Origin of the sequence: Candidatus Legionella polyplacis, from assembly GCF_002776555.1 — a bacterium.
Taxonomy (GTDB): domain Bacteria; phylum Pseudomonadota; class Gammaproteobacteria; order Legionellales; family Legionellaceae; genus Legionella_E; species Legionella_E polyplacis.
On record NZ_CP021497.1, the window covers coordinates 339,740 to 363,195 of the forward strand.

A 23,456-nucleotide genomic window follows, 5' to 3' on the forward strand; every position below is an offset into this window, starting at 1 on the left:
ATTTTGAGTAATTTTAAAAAAATATATTTATCAATTTATCGTTATTATCCTAATAAGGATAGTAAATCTTACATGAAAAATTATGTAGTTAATGTTCCTTATAACAAGGATATTATGTTACTTTCTGTTTTGGAAAAAATAAAATTAGAACAAGATTCTACACTTGTATTTAGACGTTCATGTAGAGAGGGAGTTTGTGGTTCTGATGCTATAAATGTTAATGGAAAAAATGTTTTAAGTTGTATTACGAAAATATTTTCTATAAAAAGTAAAAGATTAATATTAAAACCATTGCCAGGTTTTCCTGTAATACGTGATTTAGTGGTAGATTTAAGTACTTTTTATAAACAATATGCGCGTATTAGACCTTATTTATTAAATGATCAGGAAAAAATGTTTTATTCTGAATATTTACAATCTCAAAATGATAGAGAAAAATTAAATGGTTCATATGAATGTATTTTATGCGCTTGTTGTTCTAGTTCTTGTCCTTCTTATTGGTGGAATCCGGATAAATTTGTTGGGCCAGCTGCTCTTGTTCAAGCATATAGATTTATAGTTGATAGTCGTGATACGAAGAAGTTAGATAGACTTTATCAATTACGAGATCCGTTTAGTGTATTTCGTTGTAGGTCTATTATGAATTGTACTACTGTATGTCCAAAAAATATTAATATAACAGAGATTATTTCAAGAATTCGTTTAAAATTATTAAAGATGTTTTTTTAAATTATAAGAATTTGAATGAAAGTATTTTATAAATAGAGAAATGAAAGATTTAAATAAAAATTTAAGTAAGGTGAATTTAATTTTTAAGTTATCTATAGATAATATATTTTATATTTGTAACTTATATGAAGATTTTATAAATAATTCATTGTTAAATTCTAATATTTGGAAAAGTGTTTTTAATAAATTTAAAGAATTAGATAATGAAGTATTGATTAAGAAGATAGTTTTAAATAAAAAAGAAAGTTCTATTGATATTTTAAGTTTTAACAATAATGAAAGGATTAAACAATTTATCATAAATAGTAAAATAAAAGATTTAGTAAATTCTTATAGAAATTTTGGACATTATTTAGCTTCATTGAATCCGTTAGTTTTTTTAGGAAAAATGAATCAAAATAGTTTTATTAAAAAAAAATTAGATATAGATACATATGAATTTAATAATTTTGATGTAAATCAATCTTTTTTTATTCATGATTATATTAACAAATTTCAGATAGATTTAAATAAAAATTTAAGTAATTTAAAAGAAGTTTATTGTAAAAATATTGGAGTTGAATATTTACATATTCACGATGAAGTCATGATTGATTGGATTCAACAATATTTAGAATCAGTTGAAAGTAAACAAAATTTTTCTATAGAAAAAAAATATTTTATATTAAGAAATTTAATAGCTTCTAATGAATTTGAAAAATTTTTGAGTATTAAATATGTTGGTCAAAAAAGATTTTCTTTAGAAGGGGGAGATGTATTAATTCCAGTTATTCGGGAAATAATCAATATTTCAGGAAAAAATAAAATTAAAAATATTGTTATTGGTATGGCACATAGAGGTCGTTTAAATATGTTATCTAATATTATGGGAAAAAAAGTAAGTGATTTATTCAATGAACCTAATAAAGAAGATCAATTTAGTAAATATTATACTGGGGATGTTAAGTATCATTTGGGATGTTCTTCTAATTTATTTAGTATTGATGGAAATATTATTCATGTTTATTTATCTTTTAATCCATCACATTTAGAAATTATAAACCCTGTGATTGAAGGAATTTCACGTGCTTTATTAAGTAAAAATAATGATTTAAAAGAAAAAAATACTGTTCTTCCTATAATCATTCATGGGGATGCTGCATTTTCTGGACAGGGTATTGTTATGGAAACATTTAATTTATCACGTATTGATAATTATACTACTGGTGGAACAATACATATTGTATTAAATAATCAAATTGGTTTTACAACTGATAATATATATGATTTAAGATCTACTTTTTATTGTACAAATATAGCTAAAATGTTTGAAATACCAGTTTTTCATGTTAATGGAAATGATCCTGAATCTGCGTTGTTTGTTATTAAGATTGCTTTTGAGTTTAGAATGCGTTTTAAGAGAGATGTTATTATTGATATAATTTGTTATAGACGTCATGGACATAATGAAATTGATGATCCATTTATTACTCAACCAAATATGTATAGAGAAATTAAAAAAATTCCTACAGTTTTAGAGTTATATATTAAAAAACTTATTGAAGAAAAAATTATAGATAGGAAACAAATAATTTCTTTTATTAAAGAATATTCTTTTTTGTTAGAAAAAGATCAGATTTTAGTGGATAATTTACAAAATGAATTTTCTAAAAAGAGTAATTTTGATAAAAGTTATTTAGTAACATCTTGTAGAGAAGATAATAAGAATATTGTTTGTACAGGAATATCTAAAAAAGTTTTTATGAAAATTTCTAAAGATATAAGTTATGTTCCAGATAATTTTATTTTTCATCCTGTTGTTAAAAGAATTATAGTAGAACGAAAAAAAATGTCTGTTGGAAATCTTCCAATAAATTGGGGATATTCAGAAATACTTACTTATGCTAGTTTATTACATGATGGTTATGATATTAGAATATCAGGGCAAGATAGTATTCGTGGAACATTTTGTCATAGACATGCGATATATTATGATATGGAAACTGATAGTGTTTATAGACCGTTGCATGTTATGGCAAGTAATTATGGAAGAAATTTTGCAATAATTAATTCTCCTCTTTCTGAGGAATCTATATTGGCTTTTGAATATGGTTATTCTATTTTTAATACTCATTGTTTAGTTATTTGGGAAGCTCAATTTGGAGATTTTGCAAATGTTGCTCAAGTTGTTATTGATCAATTTCTTGTTTCTGGAGAAAGTAAATGGGGGATTTCTTCTGGATTAGTTTTATTTTTACCTCATGGTTATGAGGGACAAGGTCCTGAACATTCTTCAGCTAGAATAGAAAGATTTTTACAATTATCAGCACAAAATAATATACAGGTTTGTATACCAACGGAACCTTCTCAAGTTTTTCATGTATTACGTAGACAAGTTATAGGAAATATAAAAAAACCATTGATAATAATGATGCCTAAAAGTTTGTTAAGAAATAAATTATCAGTTTCGTCTATAGATGATTTTGTTTTTGGAAAGTTTTATACAATTTATTCTAAAATAAATATAGTTGAAGAAAAAAAAATTGATAAAATAATATTATGTTGTGGTAAAATTTATTATGAGATTTTTAATAGAAAAAAAGAAAGAAATATAACTAATATTCATTTAATTAGGTTAGAACAATTATATCCCTTTCCTAAAAAGGAAATTTTAAACGAAATAGACAAGTTCTCTTTAGTAAAAACGGTAGTTTGGTGTCAAGAAGAACCTAAAAATCAAGGAGCTTGGAGATTTATTAAAATAAATCTTGAAAGATATTTAAAAGTTAGGAATATAAATTTTATTTATATCGGAAGAGGTTGTTTAGCTTCAACTGCTGTAGGAAGTTTTCAACAACATATTGTTGAACAAAGAAAAATTATTGAGGATGCTATTAGTTTATAGCTTTAGTATAGAAATATATAATAATTGTTATTAATTTTTAAATTGTTTTTTTATGTAATTATTAAATATTTTGTATATGAAAAATGTTATGTTATATATTGGGTAATATATTATTTATTTAAAATAAAGGTTTTTTAAAATATGTTATTTGAAGTTAAAGTTCCTTTATTACCGGAATCAGTATTAGAGGCGACTGTAGTAGCTTTTCATAAAAAAGTAGGTGATAAGGTAATTTGTAGTGAAAATATTGTTGATTTGGAAACAGATAAAATTATCTTAGAAGTTCCATCTTCTGTAGATGGAATATTGAGAAAGATTTGTTTTTCTATAGGTGATAAGGTTAAATCCAATGATTTATTAGCTTATATTGAAATTAGTGATATGAATCATCAATCATTTTTGGATAATACAAGAGAATTAACGGAAAAAATTAAGGAAGATTATGATATTAAAGCTGATAAAATTTTAGATAAAACAAGTAAAAATATAATGTCTCCTTCTCAAAGAAGATTAATTAAAATAAAAGGTTTAAGTTCGAATGATGTTTATCATCTAGATAATCAAAGTTTTTTTAAAAAGAATAATATTTATTATAACAAATATAAAGAAAATTCTTTTAAAGAAAAAAATAAAAATTGTGCTAATGATGTTGATATAAATTCACTTTTATTAAATAAAAGTGAGGAAATCAGAGTTCCAATGAATAGTATTCGATCTAAGATTGCTGAAAGATTGCTTTATGTTAAAAATAATTCTGCTATGTTAACAACTTTTAATGAGATTAATTTAGATGCGATTGTTAATTTAAGAAATAAATATAAAGAAAGTTTTAAAAGAAAATATAATGTTAAATTAGGATTAATTTCTTTATTTGTTAAAGCTGTTGTAGAATCTTTAAAGAAATATCCTATTATTAATGCTTTTATTGATGGCAATGATATTGTTTATCATAATTATTACAATATCGGTGTTGCGATTTCCAGTAAAAGAGGATTGGTTGTTCCGGTATTAAGAAATGTAGATAAAATGAATATTGCTGATATAGAAAATACTATGAAAGATTATGTTAATAAAGTGATGGAAAATAAATTAACTATCGAAGAAATGAATGGTGGTACGTTTACTATTACTAATGGTGGTGTTTTTGGTTCTTTATTGTCAACTCCTATTATTAATCCTCCTCAGTCTGGAATATTAGGTATGCATAAAATTGAAGATCGTCCTATTGTTGAATATGGGAAAATTGTTATAAAACCCATGATGTATGTTGCTTTTTCTTATGATCATCGTTTAATTGATGGAAAAGATTCCATACAATTTGTTCTTTCCATAAAAAAATTTTTGGAAGATCCTGCATGTTTATTATTAGAAATTTAAATTATGTATTTTATATTAAAAGAGAGAAAGAATAATGAATTTACATGAATATCAATCTAAGCAATTATTTGTTAGTTTTGGTTTAAAAGTTCCAATTGGAAAAGTTGTTTTTAATGTAGATGAAGCCTTATTATTTATTTCTAAATATAATCATATATTAGAATGGGTTATTAAAGCTCAAATTCATTCTGGTGAGAGAGGGAAAAATGGTGGGGTAAAGTTTACATCAAATAATAAAATGGATATAGTTAATACAATAAATTCTTTGCTACATAAAAAATTATCGATTGGAAAAGAATCTCATTCAATTTTTCCTGTAGAAAAAATTTTATTAGAAGAAAAAATCGGAGAGATTAACAAAGAATTTTATTTAGGAATTACCGTAGATAATTTTAAACAAAAGATTATTTTAATGGTATCTGATTTTGGTGGAATGGATATTGAAGAATCTATTAAAAAGGATTCAGGAAAAATTTTTAAATTTTGTATAGATCCTTTTTTAAGGATTATGCCATTTCAGTTACGGTCTATTGCATTTAAATTAGGTTTAAAAGATGAATTATTAAAAAATTTTGTTTTTTTAATTGAGAAAGTTAGTGAAATGTTTTTTAAGTATGATTTGTCTTTGCTAGAAATTAATCCTTTAGTTTTAACTAATAATAATGAATATATATGTTTAGATGGGAAAATACGAGTAGATGATAATGCTTTGTATCGTCAAAGTTATTTAAAAGGAATGAGAGATATAAAACAGGAAGATTATAAAGAGAGTTGGGCATCAAAGTGGAACTTAAATTATATTTCTTTAAATGGAAATATAGGTTGTATGGTGAATGGAGCTGGTTTAGCTATGGCAACAATGGATATGATTAAGTTTTATGGAGGTGTTCCTGCTAACTTTTTAGATGTAGGTGGAAGTGTAACAAGAGATCAAGTCGTTGAAGCGTGTAAGATTATTTTTTCAGATAAAAGGATAAAGGGTGTATTAATTAATATTTTTGGTGGTATTGTTCGTTGTGATATTATTGCTGATGGTATAATATTTGCTATTAAAAATATTTATATTGATATACCTATTGTAATTAGGTTGAATGGAAATAATTCCAATTTAGCTTTTAGCTTATTGAAGAAATTTAATTTTGCAAATGTTATTAGTTTTATTAATATAACTGATGCTATAAGGAAAATTGTTAATCTTACTATGTAAAGAGAGTATTAAGAAATTAATTATAATTGAAATAAGTAAATTAGGAACTATATTAAAATGAGTATACTGATTGATAAGAATACAAAAGTAATTTGTCAAGGTTTTACTGGAAAGCAAGGAACTTTTCATTGTAAAAAATCAATTGAGTATGGTACTAAGTTTGTTGGTGGTGTGACCCCAGGAAAAGGAGGTAATTATCATTTGGGATTACCGGTATTTGATACTGTTTTAGAAGCAATCAAAGAAACTAATGCGGATGCTTCTGTTATTTATGTTCCAGCTCCTTTTTGTAAGGATTCAATTTTAGAAGCTATAGAATCTGATGTTCGATTAATTGTTTGTATTACCGAAGGTATACCTATTTTAGATATGTTAGAAATTAAGTATTATTTACAATTAAATAAGAAAATAAATTTTATTGGTCCTAATTGTCCTGGAATTATTACTCCAGGAGAATGTAAAATAGGTATTATGCCAGGTTTTATTCATAAAACAGGAAACATAGGTGTTGTATCTAGATCTGGTACTTTAACATATGAAGCAGTTAAATGTATTACTGATAGTGGTTTTGGGCAAAGTACTTGTGTTGGAATAGGTGGTGATCCCATTATAGGAATGGATTTTGTAGATGTTTTGTATTTATTTGAAAAAGATGATAAGACTGATTTAATTGTATTAATTGGAGAAATTGGTGGATCTTTAGAAGAAAAAGCTGCTGATTTTATTAAGAGATATATAAAAAAGCCAGTTGTTGCGTATATAGCAGGTGTAACTGCTCCTTATGATAAACGTATGGGTCATGCTGGTGCTATAATATCTAATGGTAAAGGTATGGCTAAAGATAAATGTTTTGCTTTAGAAAGTGTTGGTGTGAATATTGTTTATTCTCCAGAAAATATTGGTATAGTTATATCAGAAATTTTAGATAAATATAAGAAAGATATATAAAATAAAATATAGTTGTTTGATGGTGTTGGATTTAAATAAATATTTTATTTTATTAGTGTGAGAAATTCATTTCTTTTATAAGGTTTATTTTTTATTTCATCTGTCATAGATAGTGTTGTTATATAAGGGTTTTGTTTTTTAAATTCTCTCATTTCTATACATAGATGTTTAGCTTCAATCATAACTCCAACTCCTTTCGCTTGTAAGATATATGAAATGTAGTTGGCTATTTCTGTAGTTAATCGTTCCTGTATTTGTAAACGTCTGGAATAACATTCAATAATCTCTACTATTTTAGAGATTCCTAATATTTTCCCATTTGGTATATAACCAATATGGCAGTATCCTAGAAATGGCAATAAATGATGTTCACATATAGAATATATTTTTATTTTTTTAATAAGAATTAAGTCTTTAATGTCAGATTGAAAAATAGAGTTATTAGTTATTTTGTTAAGATCTTTTTTATACCCATTAGTAAGATAACGAAAAGTTTTCGCTGCTCGTTCTGGTGTTTTTTTTAATCCGTCTCTTTTTACATCTTCTCCAATAGTTTCTAAAATTTTTTTATATAGTTCTTGCATTTTTATCCAGGTGGCCATTTCATTTGACGACCTGCCAATAAGTGTAAATGTATATGATTTATTTTTTGACCTCCTTGTTTGTTAACATTAAATATTAATCTATAACCTTTTTTGTTTATTTGTTTTTTTTCAGCGATTAGTTTTGCATTTAATATAATGTTGTTAATGACATATATATTTTTTTGATTTATTTCATCTATAGTTGGTATATGTTCTGTTGGTATAATGAGTAAATGTATTGGAGCTTGAGGTTTTATATCTTGTATAATAATAACTTTTGATGTCATTAAAATAATGTCCGATTTAATTTTTTTATTAATTATTTCACAAAATAAGCAGTTCATAATAGTATGTTTTAATGTTCATGTTAAGGTTTTTTAAAAAAAGTATTGAATTTTAGTTAAATACACAATTATAAAAAATTAATTTTATGAATAGTAGTATATATATATACTATATGTTTTTCAATATATAAGTTTTTATTTATTTCGTTATAGATAGTGTAATTTAATACAATATTTATATTAAAAAGTATTTTTTTTAATTTTGAATAGAATTTATTTAGAGATTTTAAACCATTTTGTAGAGTTAATATTATCTTCTACTTTTATACCTAGTTTAATTAATGTATCTCTAATAATATCTGCTTTTTTCCAATTTTTTTCTTTTCTTGCTTTTTCTCGTTTTTTTAATAAATATTTTATATATTGGTTATTTTTATTAGTAAGTAAATGTTTCGATTTTGTTGTTTTATTATTATTTGTTTTGGGTATTGTTAATCCTAGTAATGACATTAAATATCGTAGAGTTATTGCAAGATGTGGAGAATGTGTTTTGTTAATATTAGTTTTTAATTCGAATAAGATAGATAGTGCTTTTGGTGTATTGAAATCGTCATTCATTGCTGTTTGAAATTTTTTGATCCAATGTTGATTTAATGTATTATATTTTGTTTTTATATATTTTAAACATTTATATAAGGTATTTAGAGATGTTTTTGATTTTTGTAATTCTTTTTCATTATAGATTAAAGGACTTCTGTAGTGACTATTTAGGAAAAAGTATTTAATAATGTTTGAATGGTATTTTTGTAAAATTTTTTGAATAGTTAGAGTATTTTTTATAGAGTTTGACATTTTTTTGTTGTCAGTAGTTAGTAATCCAACATGAATCCAGTAGTTAGATGGTATTTTTTTGTTAATTGCTTCACTTTGTGCTATTTCGTTTTCGTGATGTGGAAATTGTAAATCTATTCCTCCTCCATGGATATCGCATTGTGATCCTATTTCTTTCATGATCATTGTTGAGCATTCTATATGCCATCCAGGTCTTCCATTTCCCCATGGAGATGACCAATTTGGCTCATTTTTTTTAGATTTTTTCCATAGTGCAAAATCTAGTGGAGATTTTTTATTTTTTAAAATATTTGTTCTTGTTCCAATAATAAGTTTTGAAATATTTTTTTTAGATAATTTTCCATAGTCTTTAAAATTTTTTACTTTGAAATATACATTTCCATTATAATCCGGATAAGCATATCCTTTTTTAATAAGTTTATTTATTATATTGATAATATTTTTTATATATTGGCTGGCTCTTGGTTCTTTATTGGGTTTTATTAAATTTAAGTTTTTGGTATCTTTTTGTAATTTTTTAATGTAATTATTAGTTAATTTATATATAGAAATATTTTTTTCTTTAGCTTTAGCAATAATTTTATCGTCTATGTCTGTTATATTGCGTATGTAGTTTATAGTAAATCCTTTAAATTTTAAAAATCGAATAATTGTATCAAATACAATCATTGTTCTTGCATGCCCTAAATGGCAGTCATTATATACGGTTATTCCGCAAACATATATTTGTACTGTTTTATGGGTAATTGGTTTAAATAGTTCTTTTTTATTTGTTAAGGAATTATATAAATATAACATTAAGATGTTCCTTTCTGTATATTCCATTTATTTTTAAGATCTACGATTCTATGAAAAATAGATGTTTTATTTAATTTTGTTTTTTTTACTTGATAATAACCTATTCTTTCAAATTGAAAGATTTCGTTAATTGGTTGATTTGCTAACGATGGTTCACACCATCCAGTTGTTATTGTCATTGAGTATGGATTTAAGAATTTTAAGAAATTTTTTTCAGAATTTGGATTTTTGTTTGTAAATAATTTATTATATTGAATAATATTTACTTTATGTGCGTGTGCAATGGAAACCCAGTGAATAATTCCTTTGTTTTTTTTATTATATATTTTATTTTTAAGAGAGTTTTTATCATATATACAGTGTAGTTCAATAATTTCTCCGTTTTTATTACGGATTATTTTTGTGCAACGGATCGTATATGAATATTTTAATCGTACTTCATTGTTCATTGATAAACGAAAATATTTTTTTGGTGGATTTTCTATAAAGTCATTTTTTTCAATATATAATTCTTTACTGAATGGGATTATGCGATCTTTTGTTAAATATTTTTTTTGTGGATAATATGTAGCATCAAATTTTTCTATTTTATGATTTGGATAATTTGTTATAATTATTTTTAATGGATTAATTACACAAAATGCTCTTTTTGCTGTTTTATTTAAATCATTTCTTACATATTGTTCTAAAACTGAATAATCGATAATAGATTCACTTTTAGAAATTCCAAGAGATTCACAAAATTGTTTAATTGATGATGGTGGATATCCCCTTTTTCTCATTCCACATATTGTGGGTAATCTAGGATCATTCCATCCTGAAACAATTTTTTCTTTTATTAAAAATTTTATTTTTCTTTTGCTTGTTAAAGTGTGAGTCAAAGAAAGTTTAGAAAATTCAATTTGAGTTGGTATGGATGATGTGTTGGGTAAGTTTTTTATAAACCAATTATATAGTTTTTTATGATCTTGAAATTCTAAAGTACATAATGAATGTGTAATATTTTCTATAGAATCTGATATTGGTTGTGCATAATCGTACATAGGATAAATACACCATTTTTTTTTAGTTTTTTGGTGTGATGTGTGGCAAATTCTATATAAGATAGGATCTCTAAGATTAATATTTGGAGATTTCATATTTATTTTTGCACGTAATACATGAGAGCCATTTGGAAATTTTCCGGATTTCATTTGTAAGAATAATGATAGATTTTCTGATATTGATCTGTTTCGGTATGGACTATTTGTACCTGGACAGTTTATAGTTCCTCTATATTTTTGTATTTCTTCTGGACTTAAACTATCAACGTATGCTTTTCCTGACTTAATTAAATAGATAGCGTGTTTGTATAGTTTATGATAATAATTTGAGGAATATTTTATTGAAAAGGATTTAAATCCTAACCATTGTATATCTTTTATTATATTTTTTACAAATTCTAAAGTTTCTGTTTTAGGATTTGTGTCATCAAAACGTATATGAAATTTTCCTTTAAATTCTTTAGCAATATTAAAATTAAGAAATATAGATTTTGCATGACCAATATGTAGATAGCCATTTGGTTCTGGTGGAAATCTTGTTATTATTTTTTTATTTTTGTTTTTTAGTAAATAGTTTTTAATTATTTGTTTGATAAAATTATTATTGTTATTATTTTTCATTATTAGTTTTATATCGATAAATTTTTGTAAATTTTATCATAAAATTTTTTTAATTTTGTAAAATAAATTAAATTTATGTTATAAAAAATTTTTATTTTTTGTTTAGATATTTTATAGGTGTTTTACAGTAGTATTTGATTTGTTGAATAGTATATTTAGTTTAATAAAAAAATGATTATTATTTAATTTATTATTAATTATGTTTAATATATAAATATTAGTATTTATGAATGAAAATATTTTGTTTTAAATAGATAAATTTAATTGATATATCATTTTATTTAAATTTTCTAATTTTAAATAAAATATCTTTTCAAAGATATAGTAATGATTATATATTTAAAATTTTATTTTTTCTTTATTTTTCTTTTTTTTTAATATTTTTATTTATACTTGTTAAATATTGTAATTTTTGTACAAAACAGTTTTGTTAAGAAGTGTTTTATTTAAGTTTAATGAAATTTTATTTTCAAATATTTTAAAAGCTTTATTATTTTATTATGAAAACTTTGCTTTTAGACGGGAAAAAAATTTTAAATGATTACATATCAAATATTCAGTGGAATATAAAAAAAATGAGGTATGGAAAAATAAATTTTCCTGGATTAGCTGTAATAATGGTTGGAAATTATGATTCTTCTAGAATTTATGTTAAAAATAAGTGTAAGATTTTTTCTAAAATTGGGATTGATTTTTATATTTTTAATAATCCTTCTGATATTACAGAAAAGGAATTAATTAAATTAATTAGAAACTTAAATAATGATCAAAATTTTTGTGGGATTTTAGTTCAATTTCCTTTACCTAAAAAGATAAATATCAATAATGTTATAGAATCTATTAATCCTTTTAAAGATGTTGATGGATCTCATCCCTATAATATAGGGAAATTGGTACAAAGTAATCCTTTATTTAGGCCTTGTGTTGCTTTTGGAATTATTAGTTTATTAGATTATTATAAAATTTCTATTAAAAAACGATATGTTGTGGTTGTTGGATCTTCTATTATTGTTGGCAGGCCTATTGTTTTAGAGTTTTTAAATTCTGGAGCTACGGTTACAGTTTGTCATAGATTAACATTAAATTTAAAAAATTATATTAAAAAAGCTGATATTGTTGTTTTAGCTACTGGTGTTATTAATGTGATATCTGTTAATTGGTTACAATCTAGTCAAATTGTTATTGATGTTGGTATTCATAGATTGAAGAATGGAAAGTTAAGAGGTGATATTGATTTTAATGCTGTAAATGGAAAAGTTTCTTGGATTACTCCTGTTCCAGGAGGTGTTGGTCCTATGACAATATTAAGTTTATTGCGAAATATTTTACTTTCATTAAAAATTTTAGGTTTTTAGTGAAAGTTTTTATAAAATAATTTTATAATGATTTTTTTAATTTAAAGATATTTTTTTATTTTTTAAAAAGAGTTTATGAAAATTTTTCCTATAAAATCTTTACAAGATAATTATATTTGGATTGGTATGGATAAAAAAAGTAATATTTTTTGTGTTGATCCAGGAGATTCTAATAATCTTTTATCTTATGTTAAGAAAAATGATTTTAAAATAAATGTTATTTTAATTACTCATTCGCATATTGATCATATTTTTGGAATTCAAAAAATAATATATTATTATCCTGATGCATTGGTTTTTGGTCCAAAAGACAAAAAATTATCTATAGTAAATTATATAGTAATGGAAGGCGATGTTTTAAATGTTTTTGATTGGAAATTTTATGTAATAGAAACTCCTGGTCATACCGCTACTCATGTTAGTTATTATGAATATAATCAACGGTGGTTATTTTGTGGGGATACTTTATTTTCTGGAGGGTGTGGCAGAGTGTATAATGATAACAAATCTTATTCAGAGCTTTATTTTTCTTTAATGAAATTAATGTTATTACCGGAAAATACTAAAGTGTTTTGTGCTCATGAATATACTTTAAATAATTTACGTTTTGCTTTGACAGTAGAATCTAATAATATTTATGCATACGAATATTATAGATTTTTATTAAAAAAAAATATATATTGTACATTGCCATCTACGTTAAGAATGGAAAAAAAAATTAATCCATTTTTGCGTATACAAACAAACATTATAAATAAATATTTTTCTAAATCTAGTAGTGTGTCTATTAAAGATATATTATCTGTATTTAAGTATATGAGATTAAAGAAAGATAATTTTTGTTAATTTTTAATTATGTCGTATTCTATATGGATAGAATTGATCCATATTTTTAATTCATTAAAAATTCTATAATTGGTTAGATTTGTATTTATTGGTGTAATAGAAATATAGTTATTTTTAATAGCATAAAAATCTGTTCCAGGACCAGTATCAGATTTTAATCCAGGTAAACCAATCCAATATATTTTATTTCCTCTTGGATCATAATCTTTAATTAAAGATTTTGGATAATGTCGTGTTCCTAGTCTAGATATTTTTATTCCTTTTATTTTATTTAATGGAATATTGGGAACATTTATGTTTAGTATTGTTTTTGGTGGAAAAATGTTTTTATATAAATTAGTTACTAATTGACGTGCAATAATGGCAGCTACATTGTAATAATAAATATTATCATTTTTATTTTTTGATATTGATAATGAAATTGCTGGAAGTTTTAAATATCTACCTTCCATAGCTGCAGCTATTGTTCCTGAATATAATATGTCATCTCCTAAGTTAGGTTGATCATTAATTCCTGATATTACAATATCAAATTTTTTATTAATTAATCCTGTAAGTCCTAGATGAACACAATCAACTGGTGTTCCAGTTACACTGTAATAATTATTTTTTAATTTATTAATTTTTAAAGGTTTTGTGAGAGTCAAAGCATTACTATACCCACTACAATTTCGATCTGGTGCTATAACAATAGTTTCTGCTATAAGTGACATTTCTTTTTTAAGAAACTTGATTCCGGGAGAATATATTCCATCATCGTTACTTATTAATATTTTCATAAGATATTTTTATATATTAATATATGTGTAAAAAAATATTTTTTTAAAAAAATTGTATTTTACTTTTTAAGTAGTTTTATTAATTTTAAATTAAAGTTTTTTTAAACAATAAATTCTAAAAATTTAGATGATCTAAATTTGAGATTATATATATATTATCATATAATTATTTAAAGAATTTTCATAGTTTTTTTGAAGATTTTTATTTTAGATAGTAATTATAATTTTTATAAATTTTAGTTTTAATTTTTATTTTTAATAATTATGTTGAATTATAGAATAACATATAATAAATATAGTAATGAATTAGTACTTGAAACTTCCATAGAAAGAGAGGTTTTGCTTTGTATTCCTTGGTTAAATAAAGGAACAGCATTTACCCATGAAGAACGTTGTATATTTTCTTTGTTTGGTAATCTTCCTAATAGAGTTGAGACTTTAGAAGAACAAGTGAGAAGAGCTTATTTACAGTATTCAAACTATAAAAGTAATATTCAAAAATATATTTATTTAAATAATTTACGTAATGAGAATTACGTTCTTTTTTACAAATTGTTATCTTGTTATTTAAATGAAATGATAAATATAATTTATACTCCAAATATTAGTTTGGCTGTAGAAAATTTTAATTATGAATTTCGTAGAGGAAATGGTTTATATATTTCTTTTGAAGATATTAATAGGTTAGATATTATTTTAAATAATACTTTATATTCTAATATAGATATTATTATTGTTACAGATGGTGAGTGTGTTCTTGGAATAGGAGATCAAGGAATAGGTGGTATAGAAATATCTGTAGCGAAATTGATAATTTATACTGTTTGTGGTGGAATTAATCCTAATCGTATATTACCTGTATTTTTGGATGTTGGTACAAATAATGTTGATTTGTTAAATAATATTTTTTATTTAGGATATAGACATTTACGTATATCGGTAGAAGATTATAATAGTTTTATTTATTGTTTTATTGACAAAGTAAAAAAATATTTTCCAAAAGTTTTTTTGCATTTGGAGGATTTAAGTAGTGTTAATGGAAATTTTATTTTAAATAAATTTAAAAGAGATATATGTGTTTTTAATGATGATATTCAAGGGACTGGCGCTGTTACTTTGGCAGCTCTGTTATCTGCTTTGGACATTACTAATCAAAAGTTAGAAAATCAGCGTATTATTATTTTTGGTGCTGGATCTGCTGGTATTGGTATAAGTAATCAAATTGTTGATGCAATGTTACGTTTAGGTTTTTCTAAGGAGAAAGCATTTTCATGTTTATGGCTTATAGATAAACAAGGTTTATTAATAGATTCTGATGTTTCATTAAAAGTCTTTCAAAAACCTTATGCTCGTAAAATTTATGAAATTTTGAAATGGCCTTGTTTTATTCAAAATGATCTTTCATTATTAAATATTATACGTATGGTACGTCCTACTATTTTAATTGGAACATCTGGTCAATATGGAGCTTTTTCTGAAAAAATTATTAGATCTTTATGTTTTTATGCAAAACATAGTTCGCCTATTATATTTGCTTTATCGAATCCAGCTGAGAAAATTGAAGCACATCCAGAAGATATAATAAAATGGAGTAATGGAAGAGCAGTTGTAGCTACAGGTACGTTTTTTCCAAAAGTTTGTTATAAGAATAAATTATTGGAAATTACTCAGTGTAATAATGCTGTTATTTTTCCTGGTATAGGGTTAGGAATTTCTTCTGTAAAAGCAAGAAGATTGTCTGAAAACATGATTTGGTCGGCAATACAGGTGTTAAGAAAATATTCTCCGGCTAAAACTGATATTTCTTTATCTTTGCTACCGTATTTAGATAAAATTCAATTTATATCTAAAAAAATAGCTATTTCTGTGGCTGAAACTGCTATTATTGAAAATATTGCTGGAGTTAATGTTGTTAATTCTGATATAGAAAAAGTTGTAGAAAATTCATTTTGGGTGCCTAATTATCTTCCTTATAAAAAATATGTATAGGTTAATAAAAGATTTTAAAATATGTTGAGTATAAAGATTATTTTTATTTTTTGTTTTTGAAAAAAAAAATAAAATTGGTATGTTTTTATAAACAGATAATAAATTAAATTTATCAATAGGATTGTGTTATATAGATGTTGCAAGCAAATTTATTATTTTTGATAAATTTTGTTATATATGATTAATTTTTATTAATTAAAAAAATATTTTTATATTAAATTATTTTTTAAAGTTGAATAAGAAAATACAAAATGTTTGATCTAAAATCAATAATAGAGTACGGTTATAAAAAACGAAAGTTATTATCTTCTTCTGATAAGATTTTTAATCAGATAATTATAGCAGTAAATAATGTAATTTCTGGATTAAATAATGGAAAATATAGAGTTGCTGAAAAGAAATTTGGAAAATGGATCGTTAATTCTTGGGTTAAAAAAGCTATTTTTCTCTATTTTAAATTAAATAAAAATTTAGTTATTGATTGTAAATATTGTAAATATTATGATAAGTTTTCATTTCGTTTTTCAAAGTTTTCAGAGAATGAATTTAATAAAAAAAATATTCGTGTTGTTCCTTATGCTGTTGTACGAAATGGAGTTTTTATTGGAAAAAATTCAATTCTAATGCCTTGCTTTATTAATATTGGAGCTTATATTGGTCATGGCACTATGATTGATACGTGGGCAACTGTTGGTTCTTGTGCTCAAATTGGTAATAATGTTCATATATCCGGTGGATCTGGAATAGGTGGTGTATTAGAGCCTATACAGGATAGTCCTACTATTATTGAAGATAATTGTTTTATAGGTGCAAGATCAGAGATAGTAGAAGGAGTTATTGTAGAGAGTTATTCTGTAATTTCTATGGGAGTTTTTATAGGAAAAAGTACTAAAATTTATAATCGATTGACTGGATCTATTAGTTATGGTCGTATACCGTATGGGTCTGTTGTGGTTCCAGGTAGTTTTCCTAGTAGAGATGGAAATTATAGTTTATCATGTGCTGTAATTGTAAAAAAGGTAGATAAAAAGACTTTTTGTAAAGTAAAAATTAATGATATTTTGCGTAATGGGATTTGATATTTTATGAGTGTAAATAATAATATTAAGTCAATTTTAAAAAAATTAATAAGTTTTCCTTCTGTCACTCCGTACGATATGGGATGTCAGAATTATATTATGAATTATTTAAAATGTATAGGATTCAGTTGTTATCAATTTAATAATTTCCCTGTTTCTAATTTTTTTGCATTCATTGGTAAATCTTCTCCTTTATTGGTATTTGCAGGTCATACTGATGTTGTTTCTGTTGGAGATGAAAATCAATGGATTTATTTTCCTTTTTGTTTAAAAGAAGATAATGGGATGTTTTATGGTCGTGGTGTTGCTGATATGAAAGGAGCTATTGCATCCATGATGGTTGCAGTTAAAAGATTTATTGATTCTTTTTCAAAATTTAATGGTAGCATAGGATTTTTATTTACTAGTGGTGAAGAAGGAGATCAATTTCATTTGGGTACTTCATATGTTATGAAAAGATTAAAATTAAGTGGAATTATTCCTGATTTTTGTATTGTTGGAGAACCATCTAGCAATAATTTTGTAGGAGATTGTATTAAAGTTGGTCATCGTGGTTCATTGAATGGAGAATTGACATTAAAAGGAAAGCAAGGTCATGTTGCGTATCCAAATCATACTTTAAATATAATACATCAATTAAATTCAGTTTTATTTGAGTTATCTAATAAGAAGTTTGATAAATGTTATGATAAATATTTTCCAAATACTTCTTTTCAAGCTACATATATTAAGGTTAATGAAGGATATAATTATGGTAATAATGTTTTACCAGGAAGTTTGGTACTTAATTTTAATTTTCGTTTTTCAAGTCAACAAAATTTTCAGTCGTTAAAAAAAATATTACTGTTATGTTTAGATAAAAGAAATATATGTTATTCGATTAAGTGGAAATTTAATAGTAGACCATTATTATTAAAACGTAAATTTTTGTTAGATGTTGGTATTCAATCAGTAAAAGAAGTCACAAATAATTTTCCTTACATTTCAACTTATGGTGGTATTTCTGATTCTAGATTTATTGCATGTTATGGTGTAGATACTATAGAGTTGGGATTAACCAATAGAACTATTCATCAAATTAATGAAAGAGTTTCTGTATCGAGTTTAGAAGTTTTAGTTTCTATATATTTTTCTATTATGAAACATATTTTATTGAAATAAGATAATTAAAAAGTATTTTTTAATGAAAATATTTTAATAATTTGTTTTTTGTTGTTTATATCATCGTTATATATGTTTTTTTAAAATTATTTATTTATTACTATGTTAATAAATATTTGTAGAAAGATTGTTTATTATTAATTTAATATTAAATAAAACAATTTTTTATGAATGTTATAATAGTTCTTTATGAAGAAGAAAATTTATATTTATTCTTATGATTTTTTTATTTATAAATGTTTATAATATGTTGTTATAAAGATATTTTATAATGTTATTTGATACTGTTTTTGTTGTTAGTTTATCAGTTTCAAATGTTATATCAGATAATTTTATATATATTGGATCTCTTTCTTTTTTTAAGATTTTTAGTTGATTTTTTATGTTTTTTGTTCTTAATAATGGGTGTTTATTATCTTTTTTGGTTCTTTCATATTGTTCTTGTAAAGAAGTTTTTAGATATATTACAGTTCCTCTTGAAGTTAATGCATACTGATTTTCTGTTGTTGTGACAGATCCTTCTCCTGTTGCCAATACTATATTATTTTTTTTTGTTAATTCTTCTATAATTTTTTTTTCTCTTTTTCTAAATCCATCCATTCCTTCTATATCAAGAATCCAAGATATATCGGCTCCTGTTCTTTTCTTAAGAACAGTGTCTGAATCATAAAATTCAAATTTTAATTCTTTTGCTAAAATTTTTCCTATTGTGCTTTTTCCTGATCCAATTGGTCCTATTAGAAATATATTTCTTATCTTAATAGAAATATTCATTATATAAATAAAATTTTAGTTATTGATTGAGTGCTATTTATTATACCTGAAAAATATGAAAAGTATTTTATAAATTATTTATTTTAAAGAAGTATTTTAGCAAAAATTAGTTTTAAAAATTCATTTTATGAAATAAGTAGGTACTTTTTATCTTTAGTAAATAAATAAAAACTGAAAAAATTTTAAATATAAGATTATTATAAATACTATTAATAATTTTTTGTTTATGTTTTTTATTAGTTTTGTTTTTTATTATTTTATATTTGAATATATTTTAAAATTTTTTTAAAAATTTTTTCTTTTTCTTTATTTGCATTTATTTTATAAAATTTTGGGAAATCTGAAAAGTTTATTTTTTTCCAGTTGTCAAAATATTTTATGATAGGTTTTGTATTAATATAATATGAGTATAATCTATTTTTAATTGAATTTTCTTGGTCATCTTCTCTATGTATTAATGGCTCTCCTGTAATGTCATCAATTCCATAAATTTTTGGAGGATTAAAATTTATATGATAAATTCTTCCTGAAGGTAGATGAATTCTTCTTCCTGAAATACGTTTTATTAATATTTTTTCTGGAATTTGAAGTTCTATAATAAAATTTATAATAATATTCCTTTTTTTTAATGATTGTGCTTGATTTATTGTTCTTGGAAATCCATCAAATAAAAGTCCATTTTTATTTTTAGAATTTTTAATATATTTCATTATTACATTAGTAATAAAGTTATCTGGTAATAGTTTTCCTTTTTTTATTAAATTGAAATTATTATTTTTAATATTTAACAATTTTTTATTTGATCTCAATATATTTCCGGTAGAAATGTGTAATAAATTAAAATAATTAGCTATCATATTGCCTTGAGTGCTTTTTCCAGATCCAGGAAAACCTAGTAATATTATGTTCATATTGTTATTATTATTTGTTTTTTTTGAGTAAAATTTTTATATCGATGTTTATCGAATATTATGAAGTATATGTAAAATAAATTTTATAATATGTAAAATATGTATTGACTGAATTGTATATTTTGATATAGAAAAAAGCAAGGTAAAGTCTTTTAAAAAGAATAAGGTAATTGTATAAAAATGAAATATTTAATTAGTTTTTTAATAATTTTATGTAAATATAATTAGATTTTAATATAATTTTAAAATTATTAGTTAATAAATTGCATTTTATTAATTATTTAAAATGGAATTAAGAAGTATTTTGCTTAATTATAAATTAAATGAATATTATGGTTTTTGACATCGAAACTATTCCTGATATTGAATTGGGTAAAAAGATTTATAGTTTAAATAGTCTTTCAAATGAGGATGTGTTTTTAGCACTTTGTGCATTAAGGAAGGATAGTGTTGGACATAGTTTTTTTCCTCATTTTTTACAAAAAATTATTGTTATTTCTGTATTATTTAAGTATGATAATTATATTAAAGTATGGTCTTTAGGTTCTATACAATCTGGTGAGAAGGAATTATTAAAAAGATTTTTTTTTGGAATTGAAAAATATGTTCCTATTTTAGTTAGTTGGAATGGTTGTAGATTTGATTTACCAGTAATTCATTACCGTTCTTTGTTACATAAAGTTTCTTCTCGTGTTTATTGGGAAACAGGAAGTTGTAAAAAGGAATTTCGTTGGAATAATTATTTAAATAGATTTCATTATCGACATATTGATTTAATGGATATATTATCTGCATATCAAAGTACAGCTTTTGCATCTTTAGATATTATTTCTTCTATGTTAGGGTTTCCTGGTAAAATTAACATGAGTGGAGAAAGAGTTTGGGATGTTTTTAATTCTGGTAATATCGAGGATATTAGAAATTATTGTGAAATTGATGTGTTAAATACATATTGTATTTATTTACGTTTTGAATTAATTCGTGGGTTTTTGACTGAAAATAAATATGAATATTTTATGAAGAATTTACTTTCTTATTTAAGAAAGGAAAAAAACAAAGAACATTTAAAAGATTTTTTGGATCTTATAAATTTTTAAATTAAAAAAATATAATATTAATGATTAATTAATTATATAATTATTAATGTTTTTTATTAATCCAATAATTAATTATTTTATTTATTTCCTGATTACTAATGATAGGGCCATGTATTCTTGTAATTTTTTTTTGAGGAGATAAATAGAGCATATCTCCTTTTCCTAATAGTTGTTCGGCTCCTTGTTGATCTAAAATAATATAAGAATCGATTTTTGAAGAGACTTGAAATGCGATGCGTGCTGGAATATTAGCTTTGATAATTCCTGTCAGTATATTTACTGATGGTCGTTGTGTGGATATTATAAAATGTATCCCAGATGCTCTAGATTTTTGTGTTATGTATACAATTAGTGATTCTATATTTTTTTTTTCTGTTAAGATTATATCAGCTAATTCATCAATAATAATTATTATATATGGAAGATTGTTTTGTATATTTTGATTGTTAATGAAATATTTATTTTTTTTTGAATTAAATTTTTTAATTTTAGAATTTTTTTTATTAAATTCTTCTATATTACGTACTTTTAAAGTATTCATTAAATAAAAACGTTTTTTCATTTCTTTAATGATCCAATTAAGGGTTGTTGGTATTGTTTTTGTGTCTGTGATTACTGGCATTAATAAATGTGGTATTTGATTATATATAGATAATTCAATTATTTTAGGATCGATCATGATAAATTGAACTTGTTTAGGAGTGGATTTTAAAAGAATACTGAGAATCATAGAGTGTATATTCATTGATTTTCCTGATCCTGTTGTTCCTGCAATTAAGATATGTGGCATTTCTTTTAAATCGATAGTGACAGGATTACCAATAGTATTTACTCCTAATCCTAAGGTAATAGGGGAATATGATTTTTGATACTCTTTGGAAGATAAGATATCAAAAAGTTTTATGGGATTTTGTATTTTATTTGGTAATTCTAATCCGATAGTGGTTTTTTCTGGAATAGATTCAATAATTTTTATTGAAGTGACTGACAATAATCTTGCTAAGTCTTTTGATAAAGATAGTATTGTTTTTATTTTTGTTCCAGAATGTAATTGAAGTTCAAATCTTGTGACAATTGGTCCATGTTGGATGTTAACTACGTTAGCTTTAATTCCAAATTGTGATAGGGTATTTTTAATTTTTTCTGCAATATATTTGTTGTTATTTTTTATATATTTATTTAAATTATTTTGTTTTTTATTTTTTATAAGAATGGTGTTAGGTAAATTTATTATTTTTCTTTTTGTATAATTTGTGTGGTGTTTTTTAAAAATTGTGTTTAATTTTAAATTATTATTATTATTATGTATTTTTATTGATTTGTTTTGTTTATGAATAAAATCAGTATTTTTGTTGCTAATGTTTTTTTTTATATATTTATCTTGCTTTTTTTTTTTAATAAAAAAAAATACTTTTATTTTTTTTAAAGTCCATTTTATTATTGCAAATAGGGTATATAGGATTTCTTTTATTAGATAAGTCCAAGAAATTTTAGTAATAAAATTTATACTAATCAGAAATATTGTTATAAGTATTAATGTTGTTCCTTCTTTGTTAAAAATAATTTCTAGATTATTTAAGATAAATTTTCCTAATATTCCATTTTTATGGTAAGTAAGATTATTATTTTGATTTTGAAAATTTAAATTTAATAGACTATTTCCACTAATTATAAATAAAAAGAATCCTATATTTTTTATATATATATCAGTATAATGAATTTTAATATTTTTATAATTATAAATAAATAAATTGAATGTTATATACAATATCCAAATTGGGATAAAAAAAGAAAAACATCCAAAGAGATAATATAATATATTTGCTAGGAATAATCCTACAATTCCACAGTAATTAGATATTTTTTTATAGTTTCCTTGATTAGGAATGTATTTTTTTATATTGTTATTAATATTATAAGAATATAAGGATATTAAAATAAATATTGATAACATCATAATTATAAGTAGGTAAGTTTCTTTTAAATATTTTTTTAAAATATTTCGTTTAAGATTTTTTTCAGTGTTGTTTAAAGAATGAGATTTATGTTTTTCCATAATTGTAAATTATATAAAAAAATGATATATGTATTTATTATATTCTAAATAATATACTTATTTGTAATTTAATAAAAATATG

Annotated in this window: 19 protein-coding genes; 11 read left to right on the forward strand and 8 right to left on the reverse strand. The window is 23.2% G+C overall.

Annotated elements, in window-relative coordinates; translation table 11 throughout:
- Positions 1-3 precede the first annotated feature (3 nt).
- The 5 genes from CCU22_RS01705 (at position 4) to sucD (ending at position 7,145) form a co-directional block, all read left to right on the forward strand.
- The gene (locus CCU22_RS01705) at positions 4-729 is read left to right on the forward strand and encodes a succinate dehydrogenase iron-sulfur subunit (protein ID WP_100114863.1); all 726 of its coding nucleotides are present in this window, start codon (positions 4-6) and stop codon (positions 727-729) included.
- A gap of 40 nt (positions 730-769) precedes the next feature.
- Positions 770-3,613 carry a 2-oxoglutarate dehydrogenase E1 component gene (locus tag CCU22_RS01710; protein WP_100114864.1) on the forward strand — a complete coding sequence of 948 codons (2,844 nt, stop codon included), beginning with the start codon at positions 770-772 and terminating at the stop codon, positions 3,611-3,613.
- Positions 3,614-3,754: 141 nt separating this feature from the next.
- Entirely contained in the window at positions 3,755-4,990 is a 1,236-nt protein-coding gene (gene sucB / locus CCU22_RS01715) for a dihydrolipoyllysine-residue succinyltransferase (protein WP_100114865.1), read from the forward strand.
- Between the two features lie 34 nt (positions 4,991-5,024).
- Positions 5,025-6,197 (forward strand): ADP-forming succinate--CoA ligase subunit beta, encoded by a 1,173-nt coding sequence (gene sucC, locus CCU22_RS01720; RefSeq protein WP_100114866.1) that lies wholly within the window; start codon positions 5,025-5,027, stop codon positions 6,195-6,197.
- 57 nt (positions 6,198-6,254) lie between these two features.
- Positions 6,255-7,145 carry a succinate--CoA ligase subunit alpha gene (gene sucD / locus CCU22_RS01725; protein ID WP_100114867.1) on the forward strand — a complete coding sequence of 297 codons (891 nt, stop codon included), beginning with the start codon at positions 6,255-6,257 and terminating at the stop codon, positions 7,143-7,145.
- A 44-nt stretch (positions 7,146-7,189) separates the two neighbouring features.
- Here sucD and folE read toward each other — a convergent pair whose 3' ends face one another.
- The 4 genes from folE to CCU22_RS01745 form a co-directional block, all read right to left on the reverse strand.
- Positions 7,190-7,729 (reverse strand): GTP cyclohydrolase I FolE, encoded by a 540-nt coding sequence (gene folE, locus CCU22_RS01730; RefSeq protein WP_233485128.1) that lies wholly within the window; start codon positions 7,727-7,729, stop codon positions 7,190-7,192.
- A 2-nt stretch (positions 7,730-7,731) separates the two neighbouring features.
- The gene (locus CCU22_RS01735) at positions 7,732-8,073 is read right to left on the reverse strand and encodes an HIT domain-containing protein (RefSeq protein ID WP_100114869.1); all 342 of its coding nucleotides are present in this window, start codon (positions 8,071-8,073) and stop codon (positions 7,732-7,734) included.
- A gap of 213 nt (positions 8,074-8,286) precedes the next feature.
- The gene (gene cysS, locus CCU22_RS01740; protein WP_100114870.1) at positions 8,287-9,663 is read right to left on the reverse strand and encodes a cysteine--tRNA ligase; all 1,377 of its coding nucleotides are present in this window, start codon (positions 9,661-9,663) and stop codon (positions 8,287-8,289) included.
- Entirely contained in the window at positions 9,663-11,327 is a 1,665-nt protein-coding gene (locus tag CCU22_RS01745) for a glutamine--tRNA ligase/YqeY domain fusion protein (protein WP_100114871.1), read from the reverse strand. The genes cysS and CCU22_RS01745 overlap by 1 nt, the downstream gene beginning before the upstream one ends.
- Before the next feature lie 500 nt (positions 11,328-11,827).
- Between CCU22_RS01745 and CCU22_RS01750 the strand changes: the two genes are divergently transcribed.
- Together CCU22_RS01750 and gloB are read left to right on the forward strand one after the other, a co-directional pair.
- Positions 11,828-12,682, forward strand: a complete 855-nt coding sequence (locus tag CCU22_RS01750; protein ID WP_100114872.1) for a bifunctional 5,10-methylenetetrahydrofolate dehydrogenase/5,10-methenyltetrahydrofolate cyclohydrolase — start codon at positions 11,828-11,830, stop codon at positions 12,680-12,682.
- A 75-nt stretch (positions 12,683-12,757) separates the two neighbouring features.
- Positions 12,758-13,528: a hydroxyacylglutathione hydrolase gene (gene gloB / locus CCU22_RS01755; RefSeq protein ID WP_100114873.1), complete on the forward strand. Its 771-nt coding sequence runs from the start codon at positions 12,758-12,760 to the stop codon at positions 13,526-13,528.
- Here the strand turns inward: gloB and surE are convergent.
- Positions 13,525-14,307, reverse strand: coding sequence for a 5'/3'-nucleotidase SurE (surE, locus tag CCU22_RS01760; RefSeq protein ID WP_100114874.1), 783 nt, complete (start codon positions 14,305-14,307; stop codon positions 13,525-13,527). The two genes, gloB and surE, sit on opposite strands and share 4 nt — an antisense overlap.
- Positions 14,308-14,571: 264 nt before the next feature.
- On the opposite strand from surE, the gene CCU22_RS01765 reads away from it, so the two are divergent.
- From CCU22_RS01765 to dapE, 3 genes are all read left to right on the forward strand, one after another.
- Complete coding sequence (locus CCU22_RS01765) at positions 14,572-16,296, forward strand: NAD-dependent malic enzyme (protein ID WP_100114875.1); 1,725 nt, start codon at positions 14,572-14,574, stop codon at positions 16,294-16,296.
- Between the two features lie 251 nt (positions 16,297-16,547).
- Positions 16,548-17,375 carry a 2,3,4,5-tetrahydropyridine-2,6-dicarboxylate N-succinyltransferase gene (gene dapD / locus CCU22_RS01770; protein WP_100114876.1) on the forward strand — a complete coding sequence of 276 codons (828 nt, stop codon included), beginning with the start codon at positions 16,548-16,550 and terminating at the stop codon, positions 17,373-17,375.
- Positions 17,376-17,381: 6 nt separating this feature from the next.
- Positions 17,382-18,536 (forward strand): succinyl-diaminopimelate desuccinylase, encoded by a 1,155-nt coding sequence (dapE, locus tag CCU22_RS01775; RefSeq protein WP_100114877.1) that lies wholly within the window; start codon positions 17,382-17,384, stop codon positions 18,534-18,536.
- Between the two features lie 240 nt (positions 18,537-18,776).
- Here the strand turns inward: dapE and aroK are convergent, their stop codons facing one another.
- Together aroK and CCU22_RS01785 are read right to left on the reverse strand one after the other, a co-directional pair.
- Entirely contained in the window at positions 18,777-19,310 is a 534-nt protein-coding gene (gene aroK, locus CCU22_RS01780; RefSeq protein WP_100114878.1) for a shikimate kinase AroK, read from the reverse strand.
- A 257-nt stretch (positions 19,311-19,567) separates the two neighbouring features.
- Entirely contained in the window at positions 19,568-20,221 is a 654-nt protein-coding gene (locus tag CCU22_RS01785) for an adenylate kinase family protein (RefSeq protein WP_100114879.1), read from the reverse strand.
- 323 nt (positions 20,222-20,544) lie between these two features.
- Between CCU22_RS01785 and CCU22_RS01790 the strand changes: the two genes are divergently transcribed.
- Positions 20,545-21,318, forward strand: a complete 774-nt coding sequence (locus CCU22_RS01790) for a 3'-5' exonuclease (RefSeq protein WP_100114880.1) — start codon at positions 20,545-20,547, stop codon at positions 21,316-21,318.
- A 43-nt stretch (positions 21,319-21,361) separates the two neighbouring features.
- Here CCU22_RS01790 and CCU22_RS01795 read toward each other — a convergent pair whose 3' ends face one another.
- Positions 21,362-23,374 (reverse strand): DNA translocase FtsK 4TM domain-containing protein, encoded by a 2,013-nt coding sequence (locus CCU22_RS01795; RefSeq protein WP_100114881.1) that lies wholly within the window; start codon positions 23,372-23,374, stop codon positions 21,362-21,364.
- Positions 23,375-23,456 lie beyond the last annotated feature (82 nt).